The sequence below is a fragment of the Microvirga arabica genome (genome assembly GCF_016811235.1).
In the GTDB taxonomy this organism is placed as follows: Bacteria; Pseudomonadota; Alphaproteobacteria; order Rhizobiales; family Beijerinckiaceae; genus Microvirga; species Microvirga arabica.
Map to the genome: position 1 here is coordinate 1 of NZ_JAFBID010000128.1, position 10,512 is coordinate 10,512.

A 10,512-nucleotide genomic window follows, 5' to 3' on the forward strand; every position below is an offset into this window, starting at 1 on the left:
TTCCGCAAGCACACCCTGCTGTCGCTGGACGATTGCCTGTACGCTCTCCAGCCCACCATCCCGCACCTGACGCGCTCATCCCTGCATCGCTGTCTGCAACGTCATGGCATCAGCCGCTTGCCCGAGGTGACCGGTGACAAGCCCGCCAAGAAGAAGTTCAAGGCCTACCCCATCGGCTACTTCCACATCGACATTGCCGAAGTGCGCACTGAGGAGGGAAGGCTCTATCTGCTGGTTGCGATTGATCGCACCAGCAAGTTCGCCTTCGTGGAACTGCACGAGAAGGTGACCACCGGGATCGCCGGCGACTTCCTGCGTGCGCTGATCAAGGCCGTGCCTTACAAGGTGCACACGGTCCTGACCGACCATGGCATTCACTTCACCACGCCCAGCAACACAGCGTCTGCAGTCCCGCTGATCAAGAAAGCGATGAAACGCGGCGAGCTCTTCCGGGCCCATGCCTTTGAGTATGCCTGTGCCCAGAACGATGTGGACCATCGCCTGACCAAGCCGAGACATCCCTGGACCAATGGTCAGGTTGAGCGGATGAACCGCACCATCAAGGACGCGACGGTCAAGCGCTACTACTACGACAGCCATGACCAACTCCGGCAGCATCTGGCTGACTTCGTGAGCGCTTACAACTTCGCTCGAAGGCTCAAGACCCTCAAAGGGCTCACACCCTACGAGTTCATCTGCAAAACCTGGCTCAAGGAGCCCAAACGCTTCAAACTTGATCCGGTCCATCAAATGCCGGGACTGAACACCTAGTGAAGGTCACGGCCATGATCTCTTCAGGCTTATAGCCGAGGACCTGGACGGCGTAGATGAACTTCGTGGCCAAGACGTGAGTTTTGCCCGTTCCCGAACTGGAAAGGACCAAAAGAGGTCTGCCGAACTCTTCGACCGCCCGTTTCTGCTGGGTGTTCAGCCCCTCTGTCAGGACAGATTGAAGCGAAGAATCTGCCGAGATCGTGGATGCTAAATCTGGCATCGCTCTCTCTTTCCGGGGTTTGGTCAAGCATTTCGGGTTCAATGAGAGGTTGGAATGGACAAGCTACTCGTCTGGCTCCATCTTTTGCCTGTTGATTCATCGGTTAACGAGCTGAGCAGAAGCGTTTGGGATCTAGACACCTAAAGGCTAAAGCACGAATAGGTCCGATCTGGCGTCTTGGATGCTAGACGATGACCTTGAGCGAGTAAGAATAATGAGAAGCCAAATACAAAAAACGATTGGGCAGGCTGCAGTTTTGGGCTCGCCCTATGTGCTGGGGGGCAGGCAATTGGCGGTACGTACAATGGGCTGGATGATCCGGCGGCGTACCGGGAGCCGCGGCAGATGCGCTGCTATGGCGTTCCGGACTTCCCGCAGCATTACAATGCCAACGTTCTGGGCGAGATGATCGGAAACCTGGTCGATAGATACAACTATGTGGAACTGCAGGGTAAGATCGGCATTCTGTATTTTGATCTGATCGAGTCTGGGAAGGATCCTAAGCGGCTCGAAGCAACCTTCACTTCGATCTCGACGCTTGATTGGAGCAAGCGGATCGGGAAGGGGCACTGCATCGTAGAGAAGTGGAAGCCGCTGAGGAAGCAGGCGAACTAACCCGAGTAGGATCCTGATCGGTGGCAGCCGGGATGAGAGGACCGGCTGCCAAAACGGGCTGCAAGTTCAGACCTACGGGACTTAACTACTGGAGAACGGGTAGCCTCAGTCGAGTTTCATCCGGCGTGCCGAAATCGGACACATGGTTACAAACTGGGCAATCAGTGTAGGCTTGCCCGATGCGCAGGATGTATCTTCGTCGTCCTTAAGAGGGAAGCGCGCCCGCTGAGCGCATTGGTCCAGAATGGTCTCGTTCAGCCCGGTCTCCGGCTAGAATGACCGCCGAAATTTAGTTCAAGGGAAGCCGAGTAGAGCTGCGGTTGCAAGATCCACCGGGATTCCCGTTGTAGCGCGTTCAGCTTCAACCATCCATTCCCGATCACCAGGGGCCAAAGATTGTGTGCCGGAATGGGCTGACGAAGAGCGAAGCGCCAACAGGTACTGCGACATGAGAGTGTCATAGGTCGCGCGGCCAACAAACCGATCCGGGTCGAGTGCGATGCAGAAATGACCTACATTCCGTGGCGTGGCGAAATCGTTTGTACCGGTCATCGGCAGCATCGCGGGATCCGGAGCTGCCCCGGTAAGCACGGCTGAGAGGATGGTTACAAGGCCCGCAAGACCAGCACCCTTGAAGCCAAATTCGGAACCTCCCAAGGGAATGAGCATCTGAGCCAGGGAGGCATCAGTCGTCGGACGGCCGCTCTGGTCTGCTGCCACATTCTCGGGCAACTGCCGGCCAAGAGTGGCATAGAGGTGGACCCGGTTCATGGGGACGGATGACGTGGCCATATCGAGAAGCCATGGGCGTTCTCCCAGTACGGGGGCCGCCATGGCTATCGGGTTCGTGCCATGGAACGGCACCACGCCGTCATGAAGCGCGACAATTGAATCAGCATTGGTCGTAGTGAGGCCGACCAAACCCATTTCGGCGGCCGCGAGCGCATAGGCGCCGGCCGCGCCGTAATGGGACGACCGACAGACGCCAACAGCGCCGACGCCGTTCTCCCGGGCCAAAGCGCAGGCTTCTTCCATGGCACGGTAGGCGGCAAGGTGGCCTAACCCGTCATCCGCATCGACAAGTGCAGCAGACACTCCCGTCCGCCGGACCGTAATGTGCGGTGCTCCCTTGATCCGACCTCCACGCAATGCCTTTGCATAGTGGGCAACGAGGCGCACACCATGGCTGTCGACACCGATCCGAGATGCATGCATGAGCGCCCGGGTCGCCGCATGCGCGGAAGGCTCATCTGCGCCTGCTTCACGAAGAACAGCGAAGGTGCGCTCCTCGAGCCGTGAGGCGTCGATCACACGAACCGAGGCGGAGAGTGAATTGTCGGTAGTTCCCATCAGCACTCGCTTTCTCAGAGGGTAAACCCGCCATCAATCACGTGAACAGCACCTGTCGTGAATGCGGAAGCATCGGAGGCAAGATAGACGGCGAGTGCTGCGATCTCCTCAGGGCGCCCCAGACGTCCCATAGGCTGGCGCGAGACGAAGTCAGCCCGGGCTTTAGCGGGATCCGGCTGCGCCTGCATACGTTCGGTGAGGGACGGCGTGTCGATAGTGCCAGGACAAATGGCATTACAGCGGATACCTTGGGAGATGAAGTCGATCGCCAGACCCTTCGTAAAGCCTATGACAGCGGCTTTGGTACAGCCATAGACAAACCGGTTCGGGACACCTTTAAGGCCGCCGGCAACCGACGGAATGTTGATGACGGTTCCTCCACCGGACGCGATCATCTTCGGCAGAAGAGCTTTCGTCATGCGGTACATGGACCGCACATTCAGATCGAAGGCGAGGCTCCAGTCATCCTCGCTGGAGTCGAGAATGGTGCCATTGTGAACAATCCCAGCGCAATTGAAAAGTACGTCCGCATTCTCAACTGCTTCAGAGAAGGCTGTGATTGCCGATGCATCCATGACATCGAGCTGCTGCGTCCGAATGGCAGGGTTCGCCGCAGCCAGAGAAGAGAGGGACGACTTCCGCGTGCTGGTCGCCAGAACATCGGCGCCTGCCTCAGCACAGGCTAGCGCGATGGCGCGCCCCATCCCCTGTCCAGCCGCGGTGATGATGCAGGTTTTGCCGTCGAGGCGGAACATCAGGGGATCCTTATATGCCGGAGGCGAGGTAGCCACCGTCCACGTTCAGCACGCTGCCTGTCACGAAGCCAGCTGCAGGTGACGCCAGATAGACGGCAGCACCCACAAGCTCATCGACCTGGCCAAACCGTCCCGTGGGAGTTCGGAGCAGGGCGTTCTCCTTTCGCTTGGGGCTCATCTTGGACTGGTTCAGCTCAGTCAAGAAAAAGCCGGGCGAAATGGCATTCACACGCACGCCCCGGTCGGCCCATTCGGCCGCAAGGGTCTTCGTCAGCCCCGCTACCCCATGCTTGCTGGCGGCATAGACCGATGCCAACGGCCAGCCACGGTGAGCCGCGAGCGACGCAATCGTGATGATAGATCCTGTGCGGCGTTCCAGCATGTGCCGGCCAAAGCGGGTACAGGTGAAAAACACGCTACGCAGGTTCGTGTGCATGACCTCGTCGTATTCGTCCGGCGTGACGTCCTCTGCTGGCTTCAGAACGGTTGTGCCCTGGCACACGACCAGCACATCTACATGCCCGAAATCTGCCAAGACTAAGGTAGCGAGACGGTCAATGGCTTCAGGTTGAGAAACGTCAACCGCATAGCCTCTCGCGTCGGGATCACCCTGTTGTAGACGCTGAGCGGCCTCTGCGAGCTTCTCTGGTGTCCGAGCAGCAACGGCGACCCGGGCACCGCTCGCCTGGAATCCGTGCGCGATTGCTTGGCCAATCCCACTCGATCCACCTACGACCAGCGCCGTCTTGCCGTGAAGAGAGAACCTCGGGGCGGAGCGCGGCTGGGCTAACGATGTCTCGCTCAAGTCTCACCTCTTTTATTCGTCACGATGCGATTTCCTCCGCCAGGACGTCCTTGCGATCGAGTACATCGAGATAAGATTGCTTCGTCTGATGAATATGAGCGCGGAGCAGAGCCTGAAGCGGTTCGACTTCTCGCGACTTGATCAGCTTCAGCATCTCCCGGTGGTCCTTCATGGAGAGGCGATTCAAGGCCGTCTCAATGGAGAGACGGGAGCGAAGCGCCTGGATCCTGAACCCTATCTGGCTGTAAGCGTCGCCGATGTAGGGATTGCCGCACAGGTCGATCATGGTCTGATGGTACTGACCATCAAGTGTGCGGTATCCCACGTTGTCCCCTGCATCGTAGGCAACCTTCATCTCGTCGAAGATTGCGCTGATGCGCTTAACCAGCTCCGCGTGGTTGCGCTGGATGGCCGCGGTAACAGCGGCGATCTCGAGGATCTCGCGCAACTCGCTGATAAGAACGACCTGGTCTGCCGCTAGACGAAAGACGTATGTTCCGCGCTGCGGAAGGACCTCGACCAAACGCTCCAGCTTCAGCTGCAGCAGGGCCTCCCTCACGGGGGTCTTAGAGAGACCGAGTTCGGCCGCCAAAGCGTTCTCGGACAGGGCGGCGCCCAGCCGCAGGCGGCCGTCCACAATTCGGGCTCTGAGCTCGTTGACAACCAGCTCACTTAGCGATTTCGGCCGCTCAATTACCATCGTCTACTCGTCAGCGATGCTCTTGCCCATGAGCCTCGTATGGTTATAATCCAGTATCTGATATACCAGATGCCAAGCGATGGACAAGGGCGCAGCGGGGGAATTAGGAAGCATGACCGGATGAGGTCGGCTGGATGGTCCAGACTTGCAGCCCGCGATGCCATTAGGCTCGCCTTGGGAAAATCCAGAACCATGGAGCGCTTCAGCCCAAGATGTTCCACCAATAAGTAGATCAACAGGCAACCATAAGGTTCACAATAGGGAGACGGAAGATGAAGACTTCAGCCAAATGGATCGCAGCCTTGTGCGGTGCAACCGCACTCGCAGCAATTGCATCAGGTTCAGCGCTCGCGCAGCAGCAGTTCACCCTGCGCTTCAACCATGTTCATAACCCAAGCGAACCCAATGCGAAGGGATTCGTAAACTGGGCCAAGCGCGTCGAGGAGCGCACAAAGGGCGGCCTCAAGATGCAGGTGTTCCACAGTGCGCAATTGGGCGTCGAGGAAGATATCATCGAGCAGATCCGGCAAGGCGCCGCCATTGGACAGAACACGGATGCCGCCCGCCTTGGGAACTACGTCAAAGAACTAGCGGTCGTAAACGGCCCCTACTTCATCGAGACCAAAGAAGACGCCTTTAAGCTCGGAAATCTTGAGTCCATCAAAAAGTGGCAGGACGAACTGGCCACGAAGCATGGAATCAAAGTCGTCTGCTCGGACTGGGTTCAGGGCAAGCGGAATTTTTTCACCAACAAGCCAGTGCGCAAGCCAGAGGATCTGGCGTCCCTTCGCATCCGTACGCCTCCTGCGCCCATTTGGCAGGAGTCAATCCGCGCGCTTGGTGCCTCACCAACTGCAATGAGCTTCGGTGATATTTATCCTGGGCTTCAGCAGCAGGCGGTTGACGGGGCCGAGCTCGTTTACCCGAACATCACCGCCTCGAACCTCAATGAAGTTCTGAAGTACGCTAACGAGACGGGGCACATCACGCTCGTGAACTTTGAGGTGGTCAGCGCCCAGTGGTTCAACAAGCTTCCGGAAGAGTATCAAACTGCCTTGGTGGAAGAGTGCAAGGCGGCCGGACAGGCTGCATCTGCGGCAATGGAAGAGGCAGCCAAGGCAGACAAGGAGAAGCTTATCAAGGCAGGAATGACAATCGTGAGCGATGTTGACCTGGCAGCGTTCAAGGCCGCTGGCGAGAAAGCCTACGAAAAGTTGAACCTCACTGAGGCTCGCAAGCAAGTCTACAAAGAGCTTGGTCGATAAGCTTCCGCGGAGAGGATCGCATGAAGACGGTGTACGGGCTTTTGACACGAACTGAGGCGATCCTCGCCGCGACCCTGCTTTTGCTCATGACGGCCCTGATATTCGTCGGCGGACTTGCACGCATGATGCACACCCCACTGAATTGGACTGTCGAACTGGCAACCTGCTGCTTCGCATGGGCCTGCTTCTTGTGCGCGGATATCGCTTGGCGAAACAACATGCTCATGTCGATCGACGCATTGGTCGAGCGTCTCCCCAAGCCGGCGCGAAGGGGGATGCTCTACTTGAACTACGCAATCATCGCATGTTTCCTCTGCTACCTTGTTTACTCCGGCGGATGGCTCGCGTGGATCAGTAGAGCCAGGAGCTTCCAGGGGATCTCAGGTGTGAGCTATTCCTGGGTGACGGCAAGCCTGCCTGTGGGAGCCGCCCTCTTGCTAGCCACCACGCTGCTTAAAGTCAGAGACGCACTGCGGCAAGACGGCATTCTGCGACCAAGTCGCGAGAGGGCATGACCAACATGCTGATCGTTGCTCTTCTCTTCTTTGTACTTATGGCGATCGGAATGCCGGTGGCTTTTGCGATCGGGATCGCAGGTGTCGTCTTCTTCGTGCAGAACCCTGATCTCCCATTCACGATTCCGGCTCAGGTCACGATCTCACAAACCCAAAACTTCGCCTTGCTCGCTGTTCCGCTCTTTATCCTTGCGGGCAACTTCATGAACCGCTCAGGCATCACTGAGCGTCTATTGGACCTCGCATCGGTGCTCACAGGCCGCCTCAAAGGTGGGTTGGCTCAGGTATCCATCCTGCTGTCAGCCCTCATGGGAGGAGTTTCAGGATCAGCCATTGCGGACGCGGCGATGCAGTCGCGGGTGCTTGGAGAGGAGATGACCCGGCGCGGAATGTCACCTGGCTTCACAGCCGGCGTTCTATCATTCGGATCAATCCTGACCCCAATTATTCCTCCTGGAATCGGTATGATCCTCTATGGAACGATCGGGCAGGTGTCGATCGGCCGGTTATTTGCCGCCGGTTTTATTCCGGCTCTGATGCTCGGGTTGGGCCTGAGCTTCGCGGTTTGGCTGACTGCTAAAAAGCGCAATTATCCTCCGCAGCGGACAACGCGGCCAAGTCTGGCTGAGTACGGAAGCGCGTTCCGGGGTGGAATATGGGCGCTTCTGTTTCCCGTGTTCCTGCTCGCGGGTCTCCGCATGGGGATCTTCACTCCCTCCGAGATCGGCGCGTTCGCCGTGGTTTACGCCCTCTTCATCGGGATCCTGGTCTATCGCAAAATGAATGCGAAGGGGTTCGTGCACGCGCTCGAGATCAGTCTCGGCGATGTCGGCGCCGTCATGTTTCTCATCAGCCTTTCCGCAATCTTCAGCTATGGCATCGTTTTCGAACGGATCCCTGAGGTGATCTCAGAAGGTATCACCAGCATCACCGACGACGTTTCCCTTGTTATGGTTCTGATTGTCATTCTGGTGATTATCGCTGGATGCTTCATCGACGCGACAGTGTTGATCATCATGATGACACCGATCTTCCTTCCTCTGGTCCGAAGCCTAGGTGGAGATCCTGTTCACTTTGGGATCGTGTTTATCGTAGCCGCGACGATCGGCAACTTCACGCCCCCCGTCGGAGCCGCGATGTATACCGTATGCTCCATCCTTAAGGTTCGGGTCGGGACGTACACCCGAGAGTCGGTGCCGTTGATGATTGCAATCGCGATTGTCAGCCTGTTACTGATCTTCGTGCCCAAGGCTGTCCTTTTCCTCCCGAACCTGCTCTTCGGATAATACCGGATGCAGGATCTATGCTCCAGGATAGCCACCAGAGGGCGCCTGTAAGCCAAGCCCGTTCTTTATAGCGCATGCTGCCGATTGGCAGCATGCGGGCCTCAGCTAGAACTGATCGTACTCTTTCCCGAGGAAGATATGAACCAGCGCTCGATACATAGTTATACGTGGATCCCGAGGTGGAGCACTGAGGACGGAAGGATGGCGGCTGAACGGGCTGCAGCTTGTGGCTTCGGACATCTTGTCATCCCCCTGCGCAACCATGAGATGATAGAACCTGCAGCGATCGCGCAGATTTGCGAGACCAACGGCATTCGGCCCGTCACCACGTCTCCTCTTCAAGCTGACAACGACATATCGAGCACCAATTCCGAAATACGCGAGCGAGGCGTCAAACGGCACCTCGCCGCTCTTGTCATGGCGCGCGACATGGGTGCCAACAGGATGGGCGGGATCGTTTATAGTGCTTTTGGGAAAGCCTCTCGGGCACCAACAGAGGATAACTTCAAGGCGGCCGCAGAAGGTCTCTACCGTGTTGCTGATGAAGCCCAAAAGCATGGAATGGTTCTGACACTGGAGGTCGTAAACCGCTACGAGAGTAATCTTGTGAACACGGCAGCCGATGCTGTTCGCCTTATCAAGATGATCGGCTTAGATAACGTCAAAGTTCACCTCGATACGTTTCACATGAACATCGAAGAAGACAGCATGCTGGGTGCGCTGGAGACTGCTCTTCCATACCTGGGTTACTTCGAGATCGACCAGAACCACCGCGGGCTCTTAAGCCGAGGAACTATCGACTTCTCACCACTTTTGCGGCGTTTGAAAGCTGCAGATTATGATCAACTGGTCGGAGTTGAGGCTTTCTCTTCGGCTATCTCGCACCCAGAAATCGCCGCTGGTGTCGCTGGATGGCGACCGCTGTTTTCTCATGGTGATGAGGTCGCCGAGGAAGCCAGATCCGTATTTGAGGCAAGCGGTTTTTGATGATGCAAGTTGCTTGCAGACCCCGATGGATAGGAGCATAGGCTCAGACATCATTGGGCCACTGCCATATTACCCCACACCTAACCCGTATCACGACGGCATTTTCTTTCTGCCTCCTCCACCTCTAGAGCAGATTCGACCTAGACGGGCTCATACCCGCAGTTCCTGATGTAGTTGCGACACTCATTGGGCTCGAAGGCGTCAAGCAGTTCTTCGATGGTGGTCCAGAGCACCTCCTTGGTCCGTGCGCCCGCCTCGCGCAGGAGCGCCTCGAGCTTGGCGAACAGTTGCTCAATCGGATTGAGATCGGGACTATACGGCGGCAGGTACAGCAGGCTGGCTCCGACACCTCGGATTGCCTCCTCAACGCCTGCCACTTTGTGAGCGGCAAGATTGTCGAGCACGACCACATCGCCAAGTGAGAGCGCTGGTGCCAGCATCTGCTCCACATAAGCCTTGAAGATCTCGCCCCGCATGGGCCCGTCTACTACGAGCGGTGCGATGATCCCGTTCCCGCGCAGGCCCGCCACAAAGGTCGTGGTGAGCCAATGTCCGTGCGGCACCGCATCGACCACCCGCTGCCTGTGCGGTACCCTGCCGTAGCGCCGGGTCATGTTGGTAGCCGTGCCCGTCTCGTCCAGGAACACGAAGCGGCTCGCATCCATGAAGCGCTGCCACACCCGAAAGCGGCGGCGCTCCTGGGCTACGTCCCGCCGGTCCTGCTCGGCCGCCCGGAGCGTCTTTTTTGTGCGTCAGGTCCATGCGCTTGAGCATCAGGTGAATGGTCGAGAGCGCCTGCACCACGATCCCGCGGGCGCGCAGCTCGGCTTGGATCTCGGCCAGCGTGATGCCGGACTTGGCGTCCACCAGGGATCGCAGCAGATCCTGATGCGGCTCCAGCACTGAGCGACGATGGCCGCCAATGCGCTCTGGGGTGACCGAGCCGGTCTCGCGCAGTCGCCGCATCAGCTTCACAGCGGCCGAGGGACTGACCTCATAACGAGCGGCCGCCTGGCGGATCGAACTGCCCGTCTCAACCGCCCGCACGATGCGCCGCCGCAGGTCCTGGGATAACGGTGTGGTCATGGCGAGCCCCTGTGCTCACGCCCCTGACCGCACCGAGTCAGACTTCCCGATTCCGTTCAACCCCAAACCGCTCTAGATGTTCAGTCCCGGCATTTGATGGACCGGATCAAGTTTGAAGCGTTTGGGCTCCTTGAGCCAGGTTTTGCAGATGAAC

The 10,512-nt window shown here is 57.9% G+C and carries 12 protein-coding genes; 6 read left to right on the forward strand and 6 right to left on the reverse strand.

What is annotated here, in order from left to right:
• The coding region (locus JQC81_RS30890; RefSeq protein ID WP_203275602.1) for an IS481 family transposase at positions 1 to 771 on the forward strand (771 nt) is incomplete at its 5' end.
• Here the strand turns inward: JQC81_RS30890 and JQC81_RS34550 are convergent.
• Positions 728 to 994, reverse strand: coding sequence for a UvrD-helicase domain-containing protein (locus JQC81_RS34550; RefSeq protein WP_203275603.1), 267 nt, complete (start codon positions 992 to 994; stop codon positions 728 to 730). The two genes, JQC81_RS30890 and JQC81_RS34550, sit on opposite strands and share 44 nt — an antisense overlap.
• 345 nt (positions 995 to 1,339) lie before the next feature.
• Here JQC81_RS34550 and JQC81_RS30900 point away from each other — a divergent pair, with 345 nt between their 5' ends.
• Complete coding sequence (locus JQC81_RS30900; RefSeq protein WP_203275604.1) at positions 1,340 to 1,609, forward strand: hypothetical protein; 270 nt, start codon at positions 1,340 to 1,342, stop codon at positions 1,607 to 1,609.
• Positions 1,610 to 1,903: 294 nt separating this feature from the next.
• On the opposite strand, the gene JQC81_RS30905 is transcribed toward JQC81_RS30900, so the two are convergent.
• From JQC81_RS30905 to JQC81_RS30920, 4 genes are read right to left on the reverse strand one after another with little or no spacing between them, the layout of a single operon-like run.
• Entirely contained in the window at positions 1,904 to 2,959 is a 1,056-nt protein-coding gene (locus JQC81_RS30905; protein ID WP_203275605.1) for an Ldh family oxidoreductase, read from the reverse strand.
• Positions 2,960 to 2,973: 14 nt separating this feature from the next.
• Positions 2,974 to 3,714 carry an SDR family oxidoreductase gene (locus JQC81_RS30910; RefSeq protein ID WP_376772478.1) on the reverse strand — a complete coding sequence of 247 codons (741 nt, stop codon included), beginning with the start codon at positions 3,712 to 3,714 and terminating at the stop codon, positions 2,974 to 2,976.
• Positions 3,715 to 3,724: 10 nt separating this feature from the next.
• Positions 3,725 to 4,519 carry an SDR family NAD(P)-dependent oxidoreductase gene (locus JQC81_RS30915; RefSeq protein WP_203275606.1) on the reverse strand — a complete coding sequence of 265 codons (795 nt, stop codon included), beginning with the start codon at positions 4,517 to 4,519 and terminating at the stop codon, positions 3,725 to 3,727.
• A 19-nt stretch (positions 4,520 to 4,538) separates the two neighbouring features.
• Complete coding sequence (locus tag JQC81_RS30920) at positions 4,539 to 5,219, reverse strand: GntR family transcriptional regulator (RefSeq protein ID WP_203275607.1); 681 nt, start codon at positions 5,217 to 5,219, stop codon at positions 4,539 to 4,541.
• 272 nt (positions 5,220 to 5,491) lie between these two features.
• On the opposite strand from JQC81_RS30920, the gene JQC81_RS30925 reads away from it, so the two are divergent.
• From JQC81_RS30925 to JQC81_RS30940, 4 genes are all read left to right on the forward strand, one after another.
• On the forward strand, positions 5,492 to 6,484 hold the full coding sequence (locus tag JQC81_RS30925) for a C4-dicarboxylate TRAP transporter substrate-binding protein (protein ID WP_203275608.1): 993 nt from the start codon (positions 5,492 to 5,494) through the stop codon (positions 6,482 to 6,484).
• A 20-nt stretch (positions 6,485 to 6,504) separates the two neighbouring features.
• A complete protein-coding gene (locus tag JQC81_RS30930) occupies positions 6,505 to 6,999 on the forward strand; it encodes a TRAP transporter small permease (protein ID WP_203275609.1) in 495 nt (164 codons plus the stop codon).
• Entirely contained in the window at positions 6,996 to 8,285 is a 1,290-nt protein-coding gene (locus JQC81_RS30935) for a TRAP transporter large permease (protein ID WP_246520792.1), read from the forward strand. Before JQC81_RS30930 ends, JQC81_RS30935 begins: the two co-directional genes overlap by 4 nt.
• 201 nt (positions 8,286 to 8,486) lie before the next feature.
• Positions 8,487 to 9,272: a sugar phosphate isomerase/epimerase family protein gene (locus JQC81_RS30940; protein ID WP_203275610.1), complete on the forward strand. Its 786-nt coding sequence runs from the start codon at positions 8,487 to 8,489 to the stop codon at positions 9,270 to 9,272.
• Between the two features lie 140 nt (positions 9,273 to 9,412).
• Here JQC81_RS30940 and JQC81_RS30945 read toward each other — a convergent pair.
• Positions 9,413 to 10,358, reverse strand: a protein-coding gene (locus JQC81_RS30945) for an IS630 family transposase (RefSeq protein WP_203275611.1) whose coding sequence is annotated in 2 segments (ribosomal slippage) — positions 9,413 to 10,019 and positions 10,018 to 10,358 — 948 coding nt in all. Because the reading frame shifts where the segments join, the coding sequence is not laid out codon by codon here.
• Positions 10,359 to 10,512: the final 154 nt, after the last annotated feature.

Excerpts from the sequence above, each read along its gene's own strand:
- JQC81_RS34550 (WP_203275603.1), bottom strand. The coding sequence starts at position 994 with ATGCCAGATTTAGCATCCACGATCTCGGCAGATTCTTCGCTTCAATCT.
- JQC81_RS30900 (WP_203275604.1), top strand. The coding sequence starts at position 1,340 with ATGCGCTGCTATGGCGTTCCGGACTTCCCGCAGCATTACAATGCCAAC.
- JQC81_RS30905 (WP_203275605.1), bottom strand. The coding sequence starts at position 2,959 with ATGGGAACTACCGACAATTCACTCTCCGCCTCGGTTCGTGTGATCGAC.
- JQC81_RS30910 (WP_376772478.1), bottom strand. The coding sequence starts at position 3,714 with ATGTTCCGCCTCGACGGCAAAACCTGCATCATCACCGCGGCTGGACAG.
- JQC81_RS30920 (WP_203275607.1), bottom strand. The coding sequence starts at position 5,219 with ATGGTAATTGAGCGGCCGAAATCGCTAAGTGAGCTGGTTGTCAACGAG.
- JQC81_RS30925 (WP_203275608.1), top strand. The coding sequence starts at position 5,492 with ATGAAGACTTCAGCCAAATGGATCGCAGCCTTGTGCGGTGCAACCGCA.
- JQC81_RS30930 (WP_203275609.1), top strand. The coding sequence starts at position 6,505 with ATGAAGACGGTGTACGGGCTTTTGACACGAACTGAGGCGATCCTCGCC.
- JQC81_RS30935 (WP_246520792.1), top strand. The coding sequence starts at position 6,996 with ATGACCAACATGCTGATCGTTGCTCTTCTCTTCTTTGTACTTATGGCG.
- JQC81_RS30940 (WP_203275610.1), top strand. The coding sequence starts at position 8,487 with ATGGCGGCTGAACGGGCTGCAGCTTGTGGCTTCGGACATCTTGTCATC.